Source organism: Pandoraea sp. E26, from assembly GCF_000681415.1.
GTDB classification, from domain to species: domain Bacteria; phylum Pseudomonadota; class Gammaproteobacteria; order Burkholderiales; family Burkholderiaceae; genus Pandoraea; species Pandoraea pnomenusa.
Window position 1 is genome coordinate 152,439 of the sequence record NZ_AYXJ01000007.1, and the last position, 17,779, is coordinate 170,217.

General features: G+C 66.3%; 13 protein-coding genes. 5 read left to right on the forward strand and 8 right to left on the reverse strand.

From position 1 onward, the window contains the following. Positions 1-33: 33 nt before the first annotated feature. Entirely contained in the window at positions 34-897 is an 864-nt protein-coding gene (gene hpnC / locus W930_RS0104640) for a squalene synthase HpnC (protein WP_023597017.1), read from the reverse strand. Between the two features lie 234 nt (positions 898-1,131). On the opposite strand from hpnC, the gene hpnD reads away from it, so the two are divergent. From hpnD to W930_RS26070, 4 genes are all read left to right on the forward strand, one after another. Continuing rightward, positions 1,132-1,980, forward strand: a complete 849-nt coding sequence (hpnD, locus tag W930_RS0104645) for a presqualene diphosphate synthase HpnD (RefSeq protein ID WP_024788929.1) — start codon at positions 1,132-1,134, stop codon at positions 1,978-1,980. Further along, entirely contained in the window at positions 1,980-3,233 is a 1,254-nt protein-coding gene (hpnE, locus tag W930_RS0104650) for a hydroxysqualene dehydroxylase HpnE (protein ID WP_023597015.1), read from the forward strand. The genes hpnD and hpnE overlap by 1 nt, the downstream gene beginning before the upstream one ends. Before the next feature lie 280 nt (positions 3,234-3,513). Next, on the forward strand, positions 3,514-5,478 hold the full coding sequence (gene shc, locus W930_RS26065; protein WP_051399335.1) for a squalene--hopene cyclase: 1,965 nt from the start codon (positions 3,514-3,516) through the stop codon (positions 5,476-5,478). Between the two features lie 23 nt (positions 5,479-5,501). Beyond that, positions 5,502-6,200 carry a phosphorylase gene (locus W930_RS26070; RefSeq protein WP_224785325.1) on the forward strand — a complete coding sequence of 233 codons (699 nt, stop codon included), beginning with the start codon at positions 5,502-5,504 and terminating at the stop codon, positions 6,198-6,200. 155 nt (positions 6,201-6,355) lie between these two features. Here the strand turns inward: W930_RS26070 and W930_RS0104665 are convergent, their stop codons facing one another. From W930_RS0104665 to W930_RS0104685, 5 genes are all read right to left on the reverse strand, one after another. Continuing rightward, positions 6,356-7,558, reverse strand: a complete 1,203-nt coding sequence (locus W930_RS0104665) for a glycosyltransferase (RefSeq protein WP_023873535.1) — start codon at positions 7,556-7,558, stop codon at positions 6,356-6,358. Then, on the reverse strand, positions 7,555-8,550 hold the full coding sequence (gene hpnA, locus W930_RS0104670; protein WP_023597011.1) for a hopanoid-associated sugar epimerase: 996 nt from the start codon (positions 8,548-8,550) through the stop codon (positions 7,555-7,557). Before hpnA ends, W930_RS0104665 begins: the two co-directional genes overlap by 4 nt. Continuing rightward, the gene (gene hpnH, locus W930_RS0104675; protein WP_023597010.1) at positions 8,551-9,672 is read right to left on the reverse strand and encodes an adenosyl-hopene transferase HpnH; all 1,122 of its coding nucleotides are present in this window, start codon (positions 9,670-9,672) and stop codon (positions 8,551-8,553) included. 23 nt (positions 9,673-9,695) lie between these two features. After that, entirely contained in the window at positions 9,696-10,655 is a 960-nt protein-coding gene (gene ispH, locus W930_RS0104680; protein WP_023873536.1) for a 4-hydroxy-3-methylbut-2-enyl diphosphate reductase, read from the reverse strand. Between the two features lie 391 nt (positions 10,656-11,046). Then, positions 11,047-11,691, reverse strand: a complete 645-nt coding sequence (locus W930_RS0104685; protein WP_023597008.1) for a phospholipid-binding protein MlaC — start codon at positions 11,689-11,691, stop codon at positions 11,047-11,049. 223 nt (positions 11,692-11,914) lie between these two features. On the opposite strand from W930_RS0104685, the gene W930_RS0104690 reads away from it, so the two are divergent. Beyond that, entirely contained in the window at positions 11,915-14,578 is a 2,664-nt protein-coding gene (locus W930_RS0104690; RefSeq protein ID WP_023597007.1) for an MMPL family transporter, read from the forward strand. 126 nt (positions 14,579-14,704) lie between these two features. Here the strand turns inward: W930_RS0104690 and dxs are convergent, their stop codons facing one another. Together dxs and W930_RS0104700 are read right to left on the reverse strand one after the other, a co-directional pair. Then, a complete protein-coding gene (dxs, locus tag W930_RS26075; protein ID WP_023873537.1) occupies positions 14,705-16,651 on the reverse strand; it encodes a 1-deoxy-D-xylulose-5-phosphate synthase in 1,947 nt (648 codons plus the stop codon). Positions 16,652-16,673: 22 nt separating this feature from the next. Continuing rightward, positions 16,674-17,747 (reverse strand): 2-aminoethylphosphonate aminotransferase, encoded by a 1,074-nt coding sequence (locus W930_RS0104700; RefSeq protein WP_023597005.1) that lies wholly within the window; start codon positions 17,745-17,747, stop codon positions 16,674-16,676. Positions 17,748-17,779: the final 32 nt, after the last annotated feature.

Sequence of the window (17,779 nt, forward strand, 5' to 3'; positions counted from 1 at the left end):
GCAATCGGTGGTGCCACGCCGGTGGGTGGGTCGTTACGCCGCGCGATCCCGGGGCGGCCTGCCGCGCATCTTCATGCACAGGCCGCGCAGGAACACTCGCAAGCCGTCGGCCTTGCCCAATTGCGGACGGTGACGGAAGACGTCGTAATCGGCCGCCTCGATCATGTCGAGGATGCGCAGGCCGCCATGCACCACGCAGCACAACTCGAGGCCGAAGCGGCCCGGCACGCGGTTGGCGAGCGGGGCGCCGCGCAACATCATGCGACGCGCGAAATCGACCTCGTAGCGCATGAGTGCGCGCCAACGGTCGTCGAAGGTCCGCGCCCCGATGTCGGCATCGCTCACGCCAAAGCGGGCCATGTCCTCCTGCGGCAGGTAGACACGCGCCTTGCGCCAGTCGACTTCCACGTCCTGCCAGAAATTGATGAGTTGCAGCGCGGAGCAGATGTCGTCGGAACAGGCGATGTTCTCGGGCGTGTCGAGCTTGAACAGCGCGAGCATGATGCGCCCGACCGGATCGGCCGAGCGCCGCGTGTAGTCGCGCAGGTCGGAGAACGTGGCGTAGCGTTTGGTCTCGATGTCCTGGTCGAACGCGCTGAGCAGGTCCGAGAAGGGCTGGACGCTGAGCCGGTGTTGCGCGATCACGCGCGCGAGCGCCGCGAACAGCGGCTTGTCGGGCGACGTGGGCAGACCTGCGGCGATCTTGTCGAGTTCTGCCTGATAGGCGGCGAGGCCGGCGTGACGCTCGGCATTGGTGGCGTCGCCTTCGTCGGCGATGTCGTCGGCCGTGCGGGCGAAGTTGTAGATCACGCCCACCGGCGCGCGCATTTCGGGCGGCAACAGGAGGCTGGCGACCGGGAAGTTCTCGTAGTGCTCGATCTTGGCGTCGGAAGTCATCGACTGGGGGCGGCAAAAGGGGCATTGCCGTTCGCCGGCCGGGCGGTGCGCCCGGTGCGGGAAGGGCTGCGATAGCAGAAACCGGGACAATCCGGAACCCCCGAGATTCTATGCTATCGTTCCGAATTCTGGCGGGAAAGTCACGCCAATCCCCGGTATACTTCCTTCCTTGCAAGAATCCCCCAGAGTTTTTTTCGTGGTGTCACCCTGTTCCCCTGCACGACGAGGAGCCTCGTGAGCGTCGCCGAACCGATCGAAATTTCGCCTGAGCAGAGCAACGCCCGCGTGGCCTCCGGCAGCAGCTTTTACGCCGCCATGCGCATCCTGCCGCCCGCGCAGCGCGAAGGCATGTTCGAGATCTACGCGTTTTGCCGCGCCGTGGACGACATTGCCGACGATGGCGACGATTCCCCGGCGAGCCGCATGGCGCGCCTGGCAAGCTGGCGACGCGATCTGGCCGATCTTTACGACGGACGCCCGACGCCGTCGCTCGCCAACCTTGCCCGTGTGGTCAAGCAGTTCGGCCTGAAGCACGACGACTTTCTCGCGGTCATCGACGGCATGGAAATGGACGCGTGCGGACCGATCGTCGCGCCTGATCTGCCCACGCTCGATCTGTATTGCGATCGCGTGGCAAGTGCCGTGGGCCGGCTGTCCGTCAAGGTCTTCGGCATGCCCGAGCAGGACGGTATCGAGTTGTCGCACCACCTCGGCCGGGCGCTCCAGTTGACGAACATTCTGCGCGACATCGACGAAGATGCCGGCATCGGTCGCGTCTATCTGCCGCGTGAAACGCTGGCGGACGCCGGGGTCGTCGACCCGACGCCGGCGTCGGTGGTCGCCGCCAACCTCGATCGCGCCTGTGCGCCGCTGGTGGCCGAGGCCCATGCGCATTACGCCAAGGCGCGCGCGATCATGGCGCGTCACCCGCGCCGCGTGGTCGTCGCGCCCGCCGTCATGGCCAAGGCATACGGCGCCATCCTCGATAAATTGATTGCGCGCGGCTTCGCCGTGCCCCGCGAGCGCGTGCGTGTACCGCGCTGGCGTCTGATCCTGATGCTGCTGCGGCAGATGATCCTCTGATGGTGGGCACGGTTCACGTCATCGGCGCCGGCCTTGCGGGCCTGGCTGCCGCGGTCAGGCTTGCCGCCCGCGGCGAGTCGGTCGTGCTGCACGAAGCGGCGCCACAGGCGGGCGGGCGTTGCCGTTCGTATTTCGACCGTCAACTGAACGCCGTGATCGACAACGGAAATCACCTGGTGCTCTCCGGCAACGGCACGATGCGTGAGTTCACGCGCACGATCGGCTCGGCGCACACGCTGACCGGCCCGGATCGCGCGGAGTTCGCCTTCGTGGATCTCGACAGCGATGAGCGCTGGACAGTGCGACTCTCGGAAGGACGCCTGCCATGGTGGATTTTCGACAAGCAAGCGCGCGTGCCCGGCACGAAATGGTCGGACTATCTGTCGCTGGCGCCGTTGCTCCGCGCCGGACCCGACGCGACGATGACCGACGCCATGCGTTGCCCGCCAGCGCTGTACAAGCGACTGATTCACCCGCTGTTTCTTGCTGTACTCAATGCCGACCCCGCCGAGGGCTCGGCACGGATGGCGGCCGCCGTCATTCGCGAGACGCTCGCCGCGGGCGGCAAGGCGTGCCATCCGCTCATTGCCGGTGAAGGACTCGATGTGTCGTTCGTCACACCGGCGCTCGCGTTTCTGGAAGCGAACGGCGCCCGTGTGATGATGCAGCACCGTGTGCGTGCACTGGGTTTTGCCGGGGACGACAGCCGCGTCGACGCGATCGATTTCGGCGATGGGCCGCAAGCGCTCGCCGTGGACGATGCCGTCGTGCTGGCCGTCCCGCCGAATGTCGCGGCCTCGCTGGTGCCGGGTCTGACGACGCCCGACGAATATCGCGCCATCGTCAATGCGCACTATCAGATTGCGCCGCCGCCGGGATGCCCGCCGATGATCGGCGTGGTGAACGGCGTGAGCGACTGGATCTTCGCTTTCGACGGTCGTCTGTCGGTCACGATCAGCGGGGCGGACCATCTGCTCGACGAATCGCGCGAGTCGCTCGCGCTTCGTATCTGGGAAGAGGTGGCGCGTGCCTGCAAGGTGCAGTCGACCCCGATGCCGGTGTGGCAACTGGTGCGCGAGAAGCGCGCCACGTTCGCGGCAACGCCGGCGCAGGACAAGCGCCGGCCCGGCGCGCGCACGCGCTGGCGCAATCTCGCGCTGGCCGGAGACTGGACGGCCACCGGGCTGCCCGCCACCATCGAAGGGGCGCTGCGCAGCGGCAACCGCGCCGCCGATCTGCTCCGGCCTGCGTGAGCCAGGGATCAACGCGGCGCAAATGAAGCGCAAATGCAGCACGAGCGAAGCGCAAACGTCGGTAACGTTTCTCGCCCGAGCCGGTCGCAGAGCCGGCTGCCAACGCAAGTGTGAATGTTTAACCGGTGCGCCCGGCGCGCCGTCGATACGCCTTTGAACAGGCAAGAACGCCATGGATACGATACGCGATGCTTCCGAGAAGGAAGCGCGACGCACGGCCACCGCCACGGCGGTGGACCTCAAGCTGCACACCGAGCTCGCCCAGAAGGTGAGCACGGCAATGGCCACGCAGACGCTGGAGTCGGGCATCGAGCGCTCGGTCGCCGCGCTACTCGACCTGCAACAGGACGACGGCCACTGGCTCTTCGAACTGGAGGCCGACTCGACGATCCCGGCCGAATACGTGCTGCTGCGCCATCATCTGGGCGAGAAGGTCGATGCTGAACTCGAAGGCAAGATCGCCGCCTATCTGCGTCGCATCCAGGGCGAACATGGCGGCTGGCCGCTGTTCCAAGACGGCAAGTTCGACATGAGCGCGAGCGTGAAGGCGTACTTCGCGCTGAAGATGATCGGCGAGCCGATCGACGCGCCGCACATGGTGCGCGCCCGCGAGGCGATTCTGTCGCGCGGGGGCGCTCAGAATTCGAACGTCTTCACGCGCATCCTGCTCGCGTTGTACGGCGTGCTCGATTGGAAGGCGGTGCCGATGATGCCGGTCGAAATCATGCTGCTGCCGAAGTGGTTCCCGTTCCACCTGTCGAAGGTGTCGTACTGGGCGCGCACGGTGATCGTGCCGCTGCTGGTGCTGCAGGCCCGGCGTCCGCTTGCGCGCAACCCGAAAGGCGTGCAGATCGACGAGCTGTTCATCGGCAACCCGAAGGACGTGGGCCCGCCCAAGCGGGCCCCGCATCAGAGCCGCTTCTGGTTCACGTTCTTCTCGGGCGTCGATCACGTGCTGCGCGCGCTCGACCCGTGCTTTCCGAAGCGGCTGCGCCAGAAGTCGATCGATCGCGCGGTGGCGTTCGTGGAGGAGCGGCTCAACGGCGAGGACGGGCTCGGTGCGATTTATCCGGCCATGGCCAATGCGGTCATGATGTACGACGTGCTCGGCTACCCGGAGGATCATCCGAGCCGCGCCATTGCCCGCAAGTCGGTCGAAAAGCTGGTCACGCCGGCCGACCACGAAACGTATGTGCAGCCCTGCCTGTCGCCCGTGTGGGATACCGCGCTGTCGGCGCACGCATTGCTCGAGACGGGAGACAAGCGCGCCATCGAAATGGCGGGCAAGGGGCTGGAGTGGCTCATCCCGTTGCAGATTCTGGACGTGCGCGGCGACTGGATCTCGCGTCGTCCGAACGTGCGCCCCGGCGGCTGGGCATTCCAGTTCGCCAATCCACATTACCCGGATGTGGACGATACCGCCGTGGTGGCGATGGCGATGGACCGCTATGAGAAGCTTGCCGGCAAGTTCGAGAACGACAAGGTCGACGCCAGCACTCGGCCGATGCGCCATGCCATCGACCGGGGTACCGAATGGGTCATCGGCATGCAAAGCAGTAACGGCGGATGGGGCGCATTCGAGCCGGAAAACACGCATCTTTACCTGAACAACATTCCGTTCTCGGATCACGGGGCGCTGCTCGATCCGCCCACCGTCGACGTCTCGGCCCGTTGCCTGTCGATGCTCGCCCAGTTGCCGTCGTCGCCCGAGCGTCGCGCCTCGGCTGAACTGGCACTGAAATATATTCTCGACGATCAGGAAGCCGACGGCAGCTGGTACGGCCGCTGGGGCATGAATTACGTGTACGGCACATGGTCCGCCATGTGCGGCTTGCAGGCCGCGGGATTGACGCCGGAGCACCCGGCGCTCGCGCGCGCGGCCCAATGGCTGATCTCGATCCAGAACGCCGATGGCGGCTGGGGCGAGGACGGTGACAGCTACAAGCTCGAGTACAAGGGCTACGAATCGGCGCCGAGCACGTCGTCGCAGACCGCCTGGGCATTGCTCGGTCTGATGGCGGCGGGCAAGGCCAATGACCCGGCGGTCAAGCGCGGCATCGACTATCTCCTCGACACGCAGAACGATGAGGGGCTGTGGGACGAAGCCCTCTACACGGCCACGGGGTTCCCGCGTGTGTTCTACCTGCGCTACCACGGCTATCGCAAGTTCTTCCCGCTGTGGGCACTCGCCCGCTACCGGAACCTGACGGTTCGCAACGACTGCCCGGTCCCTTGCGGCATGTAATGACCAAGCGCGCGCAAACACTCATGCGTCCCTCCGTCATCGTGGTGACCGGCATGCCGTTCGAGGCGCGCATTGCGCGCGGCGACGGCGTACGGGTGGTGTGCGCGCAAAATGCCACGCTTGCCGCCGATCTGGAGGGAGCGATCGCCTCCTCGGGCGGCGCGCGCGGGTTGGTGAGCTTCGGCACGGCCGGTGGGCTGATTCCCGGTCTGACGCCCGGGCAGTGGGTCATCGCGCACAAGGTACTCGACATGCCGCGACAGGCGCACGAGTATGTCACGTCCATCGCCTGGGCCGACGCGTTGCATCGCGCGATGCCCGGCGCCCTGCGTGCCGACATGGCGGGCGTGACGGCGCCGGTGGTCAGCGTGGGCGACAAGGCAGCCCTGTTCCGCGAGAGCGGGGCGGCGGCGGCCGACATGGAGTCGCACATCGTCGCGCGTGTCGCTCACGCGCACGGCCTGCCGTTCGTGGTGGCGCGGGTAGTGATCGATCCGGCCGAGCGGACGTTGCCGCCGGCGGCGCTGGCGGGCATGCGCAGCGACGGTTCCACCGATATCCTCGGCGTGCTGCGCTCGCTCGCCGCCAATCCGAGGCAACTGCCCGCGCTACTGCGCGTCGGACAGGACGCCGGCCGCGCCAGGCAGGCGCTGCGCCATGGCCGCCAGATCGTCGCGCTCAAGTTGGGCGAAGGCTTCGGTGCGGACGCGGCGGGTATCTGACGCGATTCGTGCGCGCCGCCCGGTATCGGCAGGCACCGGATAGACGGTCGGAAGGTTGCTGGCGCCGCGTGTCTAAAAAAATGCCAGCGTGTCTTTGAACACGCTGGCATTTTTTTCTCGGAGGCAATGGCGCCGACGTTCGTGATGGCGTCGGATCATGCGTCCGAGGATTGCTGCCCGCGGGCCTGTGCGCGTCCCTTCCACATGCCGCCGCGACCGCGCCAATGCTGCAGCGCCGAGTCGAAGGTGAAGACGGTGTAAAGCGCAGCCACCAGCGGCAGCATGGGACCGAAGCTCGACGGCTGGCGGTAGAAGCGCAGTATCGGCAGATATGCCAGCGTCATGGCCAGCCAGGCGAACAACCCCAGCCACTGGGCGATTCCCGTGGCGAAGATCGTCATGACCGGTGGCGCGATGAATGTGAGCAGCAGCGACACTAGCGTGCCCGCGAGCAGCACCGGCGAATACTTCAACTGCGCGTACGCGGTGCGCGACACCATCTTGCGAATTTCGCCGAGGTTGTCGTACGGACGCACGCTCACGGCGCGCTGCGTGAGTCCCAGCCAGATCGATCCCTGCTTCTTGAGCAGACGGCCCATGGCGCAGTCGTCGATGATCTCGTCGCGAATGGCTTCGATTCCCCCGCCCGCTTCAAGCGAGGCGCGATGAATCAGCATGCACCCGCCGGCCGCGGCCGCCATGCGCCTGTTGGGATCGTTGACCCACGCGAACGGGTAGAGCATCTGGAAGAACAGCACGAACGCCGGGATTAGCGTGCGCTCGAACCAGGCCGTGCAGCGCAGCCTCGCCATGAGCGAGACGAGCACGCGATCGTCGCCCGTGGCACGCGTGACCAGACGGCGTACGTTATCTGGCGAGTGCGCGATGTCGGCGTCGGTATGCAGCAGGTAGTCCGGCGGCACGCCGTCGTCGTTCGTGGCGGGGTCGCTTGCAAACGCCACGCCCTGACGCACGGCCCACATCTTGCCCGTCCATCCCCCCGGCAGGGGCTGGCCGCCGAGCACGTCCACGCGGCGCGTGAACCCTTCGGCGGCGGCACGCGCGGCGGCGTCGCGAGCCAGATCGGCGGTGCCGTCGCTGCTCTGATCGTCGACCACCACGATGCGCAGGCGCCCCGCGTAATCCTGACGACACAGCGATTCCACCACCTGGCCGATCGACTCGGCTTCGTTGCGCGCGGGAATGATGACGGCGACCGCCGGCCACGTCGCGGGAACGGGCAGGGTGTCGTCGTCGAGATCGTCGCGCTCACGGGCGCGCCAGAAGCCGCCTTGCGAGCTGAGCAGATAGATCCAGATGGCCAGCGAGAGCGCGGCGATCCAGGCCAGAACAGTCATGAGAGATATCCAGCGGAACCAAACCAGGCAAGCGCATCGCGCAGGCCGTCGGCGTAGGGGCGGGCAGTGTAGCCGAGATCGCGCCTGGCCTTCTCCGACGAGAAGAACATGTGATAGCGCGACATCTTCAGGCCGTCGACCGTCACGAAGGGCTCCTTGCCCGTGAAGCGCGCCACGCCTTGTGCGGCCATCGCCAGCGGGTAGAGCGGCCAGCGCGGCAGGGCGATCGTGGGCGCCTTGCGGCCGACCATGTCGGCAATGCCGGCGAGCATGTCGCGCAGCAGCACATCGTCGCCGCCGAGAATGTAGCGCTCGCCGATGCGGCCGCGCTCCAGCGCCAGCAAGTGCCCTTCGGCGCAGTCGTCGACATGCACGAGATTCAGGCCGGTGTCGACGAACGCCGGAATCTTGCCCTGCGCCGCTTCTACGATGATGCGTCCGGTCGGCGTAGGCTTGATGTCGCGCGGGCCGATCGGGGTGGACGGATTGACGATGACGGCCGGCAGGCCGTCGTTGGCGATCATGCGCTCAACCAGTCGCTCGGCCGCGACCTTGCTGCGCTTGTAGACGCCGATGGTCGTGGCTTCGTCGTTCGGGCGGGTTTCGTCGACCGGGCCGACGGCATCGTGCACGCGCAGCGTGGCTACGCTGCTCGTATACACCACGCGCTGGACGCCGGCGCGCAGCGCGGCGTCCATCACCGTGCGCGTACCGTCGATATTGGCCCGCATGATGTCGTTGGGATCTTTTGCCCAGAGTCGATAATCGGCGGCGACGTGGAGCAGGGCGTCGCATCCGGCGAGCGCGCGTTGCATCGAGGCAGCGTCGCGCATGTCGCCTTCCACGACCTCGACAGGCAGATCGGCGAGATTCGCGCGGGGGCTGGAGCCACGCACCAGCAGGCGAACCTCGTGACCGCGTGCAAGCGCCGTGCGAGCCACCGCGGAACCGACGAACCCGGAGGCGCCGGTGACCAGCACTCGCGACGGCATTTACGCCTTGGCCCGGCGCAGTTCGTCGAGCTTGATCTCGACGTGCTTCGAGAACACGTACTCGGCCGGCCGCTGCTTGGCGAACGAGATGTCGTCGGCCATCGGACCGTCGGTGCGCACGCCCTTGAGCGCCACGCCCAGCGCGCGCAGCGGGTGCGACATCGTCTCGTTCACGGCAGTGGCTTCGAAGCCGCTGTGGACCATGCAGTCCGCGCACTTCTCGTAGTTGCCCACGCCGTACTTGTCCCAGTCGGTGGTTTCCATCAGTTCCGTGTACGTCTTCGCGTAGCCTTCGCCAAGCAGGTAGCACGGGCGCTGCCAGCCGAACACGGTGCGCGTCGGGTTGCCCCACGGCGTGCAGTGATACGAGCGGTTGCCGGCGAGGAAGTCGAGGAACAGGCTCGACTGGCTGAACGTCCACTTCTTGCCACCGTCACCGCGCTTGAGAATGTCGCGGAACAACTGCTTGGTCTTCGAGCGATTCAGGAAGTGTTGCTGATCCGGGGCGCGCTCGTAGGCATAGCCCGGCGAGACGGTAATGCCGTCGAGACCCAGGTCCTTGGTCGAATCGAAGAACCTGGCGACTTTCTCGGGATCGGCGTTGTTGAACAGCGTGCAGTTGATGTTCACGCGGAAGCCGCGCGACTTGGCCAGCTTGATGGCGGCCACGGCACGGTCGTACACACCTTCCTGGGACACGGCCGCGTCGTGCATTTCACGGTCGCCGTCGAGGTGGATCGACCAAACGAAGAACGGGCTCGGCTCGTAATCGTCGATCTTTTTCTCGAGCAGCAGTGCGTTCGTGCAGAGATACACGAACTTCTTGCGTTCGATGATGCCCTTGACGATCTGCGGCATTTCCTTGTGCAGCAGCGGCTCGCCACCGGCAATGGAGACAACCGGGGCGCCGCACTCGTCGACCGCGTCGAGCGATTCCTTGAGCGAGACGCGCTGATTCAGGATGGGGTCCGGATAGTCGATCTTGCCGCAGCCCGAGCAGGCGAGGTTGCAACGGAACAACGGTTCGAGCATGAGCACCAGCGGGTAGCGCTTGTTGCCCTTGAAGCGTTGCTTCATCAGGTAGGCGCCAACGTACGCCTGTTGGAGGAAGGGGATGGCCAAGTTCGGCTCCTGTTCGTGTTGCGTTAGCCGGCGACCGCGTGGCGCGCGGCAACCGGCTCGTCTTTGGTCAATTCCGACGGCAGGCGAAACTGAATGGTTTCTTCGATGCCGTCCATGAGAGTCACTTCGACCGTGTCGATGCGACGCAGCGCGTCGATCACGTCTTCGACCATGCGCTCGGGCGCGGACGCCCCCGCGGTAATGCCGATGCGGGCCTGACCGCGTACCCATTCCGGATTTACCTCGGAGCCATCGGCCACAAGGTAGCTCGGCAGCCCCATTTCGGAGCCGATTTCGCGCAGGCGGTTCGAATTCGAGCTGTTCGTCGCGCCGACCACGAGCAGCACGTCCACACGCTCGCACAACTCGCGCACGGCGGTCTGGCGGTTCTGCGTGGCATAGCAGATGTCCTTGGTGTTCGGGCCGACGATGTCGGTAAAACGACGTTGCAGCGCAGCAATGATACCGCGAGTCTCGTCGACCGACAGCGTGGTCTGCGTCACGTACGACACCGGGGTGTCGATGGCGAGCGCGAGCGCATCCACATCGTCCTCGGTCTGCACCAGGTGCACGGGGCCGTCGATCTGCCCCATGGTCCCTTCGACTTCCGGGTGGCCGGCGTGACCGATCAGAATGACTTCGCGGCCCGCGGACACGTAATTCTTGCCCTGGATGTGCACCTTCGTCACGAGCGGGCAGGTCGCATTGAGCACCTTCAGGCCGCGGACTTCCGCTTCCTGTTCGACGACGCGCGCGACGCCGTGCGCGCTGAAGATGGTGACAGCGCCCGCGGGGGCTTCGGACAACTCGTCGATGAAGCGCGCGCCCTTGGCCTTGAGCGAGTCGACCACGTGCTTGTTGTGGACGATCTCATGACGCACGTAGACGGGGGCGCCGTATTTTTCCAGGGCGCGCTCGACGATATCGATCGCACGTATGACACCCGCACAAAACCCGCGGGGTTGGGCAAGTATGACTTGCATTCAGCTCTCCGGCTCAGGTCGGCCGGGATGGCGGTTGCTATCGGGTTCCCATGTCGTGCATGTGGGCGCATGGAACGCGCGAGGCCAGTTTTGATGGCAAATCGCGTGTACCCGTCGAGGGGACCGCCGTCCGGTCGTTTGACAAGCGACGATTGTAACCGCCGCGGCCAATTATTGCTGATGACCCCCGGTTGACGGGCGTCGCGGTGTGTTGCGAAAACGTCGATCCATCACGCCTTGTTCCGCCCCTATCCGTCCCCCGATCCGGAGCTTGTCCTGCCCCTGTCCGGCGCCCGTCTCCCGCCAACGCCGCGCACAGACGAGTCCGGCGCCGGGATTGGCGCGCCCGGAGGACCGCGCCGGCCCTGAAAATCAATGTCAAGTCCTTGTTTTATTTGCCAAATCTTGCGTTCTTCTCGCGCAGGTAGCCAATCAGGCTGTCGATGCCACCCTGCTCGATGCGCGCCTTGAACTGAGGTTGATACAACTGGATGAGCCAGGCATTGGCCACGTTCTCGCCCATCATGTTGATGTCGTAGATCTTCCAGCCCTTGTCGGTTTTTGCCAATCGGTAGGCCACCGACAGATTGTCGCCGGTGCCGCTGACCGTGGCGCCGACCACGACGTCGTTGCTGGCCGCGGTGAGTTTGGCCGGGGCGAACTTGAACGAAATCTGTGTGCCGCGCACCTGCGAGAGTTGCAGGGCGAAGGTATTGACCAGCAGTTGCTGGAACTGTTCGAAGACTTGCTGCTGCTGCGCCGGCGTGGCGCTGTCGAAGGCCTTCGGGCCGACCGCGTAGCGCGTGGTGCGAAGGAAATCGGTGTAGGGCAGAAAGTCGCGCGCCACCACGCGGGCCGTGGCCGCCACGTCGCCGTCGCGCGCGGCAGGGTCGGCCTTGGCGGCCTTGACGACCGTCTCGACGGCCGTTTTCACCATGTCGTTCGGATTGGACGTGCCGGCCTGCGCCCAGGCGCTCGACATGCCGATGCCGCTGAAGGCGACAGCGCTGAATGCTGTCACGAGGAATTTGTTCATACCTGAGATCGTCGGTTTAAATCGGGTAGGCGGTAGTGTAGTGCACGCGGCCTTGTATACTGCTGCGATTTCGTCAATACACCGTTTCCCCGCGTTTCAATGGCTGATCGACGGACAACGTCCGCGATTGGTTCCCCGCCAGGCCCTCCGGCTAACGTTTCGTTACGTGTTTGGGGGCTGCGAGCGCGGCGGAGACACCGTCTTTACCTTCCGGAACCGCTACATGCTGACTTCGCTCGTGGTACGCATCGTCCGATTTTCGGCGAAGCACGCGTACCCGGTCATCTTCGCTTCGCTGCTGCTCGTGATGGCGAGTTGTGTGTACGTCGCCAAACATTTTGCGATCAACACCGACATTTCGAGCCTGATCGACTCGAACACGCCGGCCGCCGAGCGTGGCCGCGAGATCGATCGTGCCTTCCCGCAGAAAACCGACATGACGCTGGCCGTCGTGGACGCGCCCGCCGTGGAGTTCGCGGACAAGGCGGCCGCCGAGCTGGCCGCCCGACTCGCGACCGAGACCGACGTGTTTCGTGCGGTGAGCCGGCCGGGAGCGGGCGAATTCTTCGCGCACAATGCGTTGCTCTTCGCGACGCTGGACGACGTGAAGTCGCTCACAGGGAAGCTCGAAGACGCCAAGCCCCTGCTCAATCGTCTGGCGCAGGACCCGAGCCTGACCGGCCTGTCGAACCTGCTGTCGGTCACGCTGCAAACGCCGCTGCTCACCGGGCAGGTGAAGCTTGCGGATATGCGCGACCTTCTGGGACACGCGGCCGATACGACCGAGGCCGTGCTGGCCGGTCGTGCGGCGGCGATGTCCTGGCGCGGGCTCGTCACGCCCGACACCGTGGCGCGCAGTTATGTGCAGGTGCAGCCGGTGGTCGACTACGCGTCGCTCGAAGCCGGGGCGAACGCGGCCACGCGCATTCGCGAGGCCGCGGCCGAGCTCAAGCTTGCCGAGCGCTACGGCGCCCGGGTGCGCCTGACCGGGTCGCGGCCGCTGTCCGACGAGGAGTTTGCCTCGGTGCGCGAGGACGCCGGTCCGAACGCCGTCATCACGCTGCTTGCCGTGCTGGTCGTGCTCTGGCTGGCGGTGCGCTCGGGCAAGATGATTCTGGCGGTGTTCATTACGCTGCTCGCCGGACTGGCCGTCACATTTGCGCTGGGCCTGATGATGGTCGGCGCGCTCAACATGATCTCGGTCGCGTTCGCGGTGCTGTTCGTTGGCATCGGCGTGGACTTCGGTATCCAGTTCGGTGTGCGATACCGCGAGGAGCGCCATCGGTGGGACGCCCGTGGCGAGGCTGGTGAGCGCGGCGGCAAGGCGGGGCACGAGGGCGAAGCAGCGTTGCGCGGCGCGCTCGTTGCCGCGGGCCGCGCGATTGCGATGCCGTTGTCGCTGGCCGCCGCCGCCACGGCCGCGAGCTTCTTCTCGTTTCTGCCGACCGACTATCGCGGTGTGTCCGAACTCGGGTTGATCGCCGGTGTGGGGATTCTGTGCGTGGCCTTCCCGTCGGCCATCACCTTGCTGCCTGCGCTCATCAGCGTGCTCAAGCCCAGGGGCGAGGCCAGCCCGCCGGGCTTTCGCAGCCTCGGCCGGGTGGACGATTTCACCGAAAGGTACCGCAATCCGCTGCTGTACGGCACGCTGGCGCTGGTGGTGGCCGGTCTGCCGCTGCTCGCGCATCTGCACTTCGACTTCAATCCGCTTCACCTGAAGGACCCGAAGACCGAGTCGATGGCCACGCTCAACGACCTGGCCAACTCGCCGGAGGCCGGCGTAAACGACGTGCAACTGCTCGCACCGAATCTCGCCGCCGCCGACGCCGATGCCGCAAGGCTTCGCGCGGTGCCCGAGGTGGGCCGCGTGGTCACGCTCACGACGTTCATGCCGGCCGATCAGCCGGCCAAGCTCGCGCAAATTGCCACGGCCTCCGCGTCGCTCATGCCGGTGCTCACGCAAACGCCGCTCGCGCCGGGGGCGGACGCCGCCCGCGTGTCGTCGCTCAGGACGGCAGCGGGGCAGTTGGAAGATGCCGCGCTCGATCATCCGGGCGAAGGAGCCAGGGAGGCCCAGCGCCTTGCCGCTGCGCTGCGCAAACTGGCGGCGGCCGACGCCGCCACGCGCGACCGTGCGGATCGCGCGATTGCCGACCCGCTCAAGCTGGCGCTCGGCCAACTGCGCGATGCGTTGCAGCCGCACGAGGTCACGCGCGAGACGCTGCCTCGCGACATCGTCTCGCAATGGGTGGCGGCTGACGGCCGTGCGCTCGTGAATATCTCGCCGCGCGTTGAGAAGGGCGCCGATCCGAGCGACGACGCCATGCTGCGCAAGTTCAGCGCAGCCGTGCTGGCGACGACCCCGGACGCCGTCGGCGGGCCGATCTCGATTCTTCGCTCGGCCGACACCATCATCCGCTCGTTCATCGAGGCGGGCGCCTGGGCGCTGCTTTCGATCACCGTGTTGCTCTGGCTGGCACTGCGCAAGTTTGGCGACGTGCTGCGCACGCTCGTGCCGCTGCTGGTCTCGGCGGCGGTCACGCTGGAGATTTCCGTGCTGATCGGGCTGCCGCTGAACTTCGCGAACATCATCGCGCTGCCGTTGCTGCTTGGCGTGGGCGTGGCTTTCAAGATCTACTACGTGATTGCCTGGCGCGAAGGCAAGACGCGGTTGCTGGCGTCGAGCCTCACGCAGGCGATCGTACTGTCCGCCGCCACCACCGGCATCGCCTTCGGCAGCCTGTGGCTCTCGCACCACCCGGGCACGTCGAGCATGGGCAAGCTGCTGGCGTTGTCGCTGGTGTGCACGCTCATCGGCGCCGTGTTCTTCCAGCCCGTGCTCATGGGCAAGCCGCGCGAGCCTCACGTGCCGCCACCGAAATCCTGACGGCACGGACGCGCCTGCGAATCGGTCGACGGATTTGCCTGGGCAAGAAAAACGGCACCGCGAGGTGCCGTTTTTCTTTCGGGACCGGCCCCCTGGGCGTCCGAGGGGCCGTGATGCACTTCGCGCTTACGGGTGCGGCGAGTGGAGCGCCTCGCCCGCGACGCCTGTCCCGACGGCCTCGACCTTGCCGCCGAGGCGCGCGGCCAGCGCGCGACGGATCGACGCCGCGATGCCCGTGGCGTCCAGGCCGACCGACGCGAGCTGCTGCGCGGGCGTGCCCTGATCGATGTAAATATCGGGCAGTCCCAGTTGCAGCACCGGCACCTGCACGCCGTGGGCATTGAGCGCTTCGACACACGCCGTGCCCGCGCCACCCATGATCGCCCCTTCCTCCAGCGTGACAACGAGATCGTGCGTGCGCGCGACCTCCAGCACCGCCGCTTCGTCCAGCGGCTTGACGAAGCGCATGTTAAGCACGCTCGCGTCGAACTCGCCGGCCACCTGCTCCGCCGGGGCCACCATCGAACCAAAGGCCAGGATGGCCACACGACGGCCCGCCGGGGCGGCGCTGCGTCGGCGTGTCTGCGCCCGTCCCAAGGGCAACGTCGACAGCTGCGCTTCGGTCTTGACGCCGGGACCCGTGCCGCGCGGATAGCGCACGGCGCTGGGGCCCCCGATGCCGAGCGCCGTCTGCAACATCTGGCGGCATTCGCTTTCGTCGGCCGGCGCCATGACGACCATGTTCGGAATGCATCTCAGATAGGCCATGTCGTACGCACCCGCATGCGTGGCGCCATCGGCGCCGACCAGGCCGCCGCGGTCGATCGCGAAGACGACTGGCAGATTCTGCAAGGCGACGTCGTGAATCAACTGGTCGTAGCCGCGTTGCAGGAACGTCGAGTAGATGGCGACCACAGGCCGCAGCCCCTCGGTCGCGAGCCCGCCCGCAAACGTGACTGCGTGCTGTTCGGCAATGCCGACGTCGTAATACCGCTCGGGAAAACGCTTCTCGAATTCGACGAGCCCGGAGCCTTCGCGCATGGCGGGGGTGATGCCCACCACGCGCTTGTCCGCCGCCGCGGCGTCGCACAACCACTCGCCGAAGACCTGCGTGTACGTCCTGGCCGCCGCGGTGCCCGGTGCGGCGGGGCGAATGCCTTCGCTCGGGTTGAACTTGCCCGGGCCGTGGTACAGCACGGGGTCGGCCTCGGCGAGCTTGTATCCGCGCCCCTTGCGCGTGACGACATGCAGAAACTGCGGGCCCCTGAGCGCCTTGATGTTTTCCAGCGCGGGGATGAGGGCGTCGAGATCGTGGCCGTCGATGGGACCAAGATAGTTGAAGCCGAACTCTTCGAACATCGTGCCCGTGGGCGAGACGATGGCTTTCGCATGCTCTTCGAGCCGGTGGGCCAGCTCGCGCATGGGCGCGGGGGCATTGCGCAACAGATTGCGCACACTTTCCTTGCCCGCCGAATAGAACTGGCCGGACATCAGGCGCGTGAGATATTGATTGAGCGCGCCCACCGGCGGCGAGATCGACATGTCGTTGTCGTTGAGCACGACAAGGAACGGCAGGTCGTCGTACACGCCGGCGTTGTTGAGCGCCTCGAACGCTTCGCCCGCCGTCATGGCGCCGTCGCCGATCACGGCGATCGAATGTCGCTTCTCGCCCTTGACCTTGCTCGCCAGCGCCATGCCCAGCGCGGCGGAAATCGACGTGCTCGAATGCGCCGTGCCGAACGTGTCGTATGGCGATTCGTCACGCTTGGGAAAGCCCGACAAGCCTTGCCACTGACGCAGGGAGGGCATGGCCTCGCGGCGTCCCGTGAGGATCTTGTGCGGGTACGTCTGGTGTCCCACATCCCAGACGATGCGATCGTTGGGGGTATCGAAGACGTAGTGCAGGGCGATCGTCAACTCGACAGTGCCGAGGTTCGACGAGAGATGCCCGCCGGTGCGCGAGACGTTTTCGAGCACGCAGGCGCGCAGCTCGTCGGCCAGGCGCCGCAGGTCGGCGCGCGACAGTGCGCGCAGATCGGTCGGGGAGTGGATGCTGGCTAGCAAATCGGTCATGGCTGAACGTCCGTCCCCGCGCTCACTTCACCAGGCGGGCGAACGAAGCGAGCAGGCGGTCGATGTCGGCGGACGTGAGGTTGCCCATCGTCGAGATGCGGAACAGTTCGCTGGACAGGCCGCCCTGGCCTGCATAGATCACGAAGCCGTCGGCCTTGAGCCAGTCATGCAGGCGCGGATAGTCCACCCCCGCGGGCAGCTTGTACGCGCGCAGCACGACCGACGACTCGTTGGGCGGGAGCACGCTGTCGATGCCCAGTGCGGCCAGACCGGCGCGCGCCTGCTCGGCCAGCGAGGCGTAGTGAGCATGGCGCGCTTGCCAGCCGCCGGCGTCTTCGAGTTCGCGCAGCGCTTCGACCAGCGCGTAGTACGCATGCACGGAAGGCGTGAACGGCGTGTTGCGCTCGGCCTGCAGCTTGGCCAGGCGCGCGATGTCGAGGTAATACGTGCGACTGAAGGCCTTGGCCAGCGCCGTCTTGCGCACCATCACGAACGACACCCCCGGCACGCCGTGCACGCATTTGTTCGCGGTGGCGGCCACGGCGGCAATCGCCGTATCGTCGAAGTCGATGGCTTCGGCCGCGAAGCTGCTCACGCCGTCGACGAGCAGGTCGATGCCACGCGCGCGGCACGCGGCTGCCACACCCGCGAGCGCATTCAGGCGGCCCGTGGTGGTTTCGTGGTGGATGATCGCGACATTCGTGTACGGACGATCCCCGGCCGAGTCGAGCTTGGCCTCGATCTGCGCGAGATCGGGCGCCTGCATCCACTCGAAATGGAGAATGTCGTGATCGATGCGGTACTGCCTGGCGATCTGTGAGATCCGTTCGCCGTAAACGCCATTCTCGACGATCAGCAAACGCCCGCCTTCCGGCACGAGTCCGGCGGTCATGCTCTCCACGGCGGCCGTGCCCGAGCCGGTCATCAGCACCGGCGTCCAAACTGCGGGGTCGAGGCCGTACACGGCGTTCAGGCGCGTGCGGGCTTCTTCCTGCAAATCGAAGAATTCCGGCTCGCGGTGGCACAGGTCGGGTTGCAGCAAGCTCTTGCGGACGCGCTCGGTCAGCGTAACGGGGCCCGGATTCAGTAACAGCATGGCGAAGCTTCCTCGTCGGATATCGTGAATGA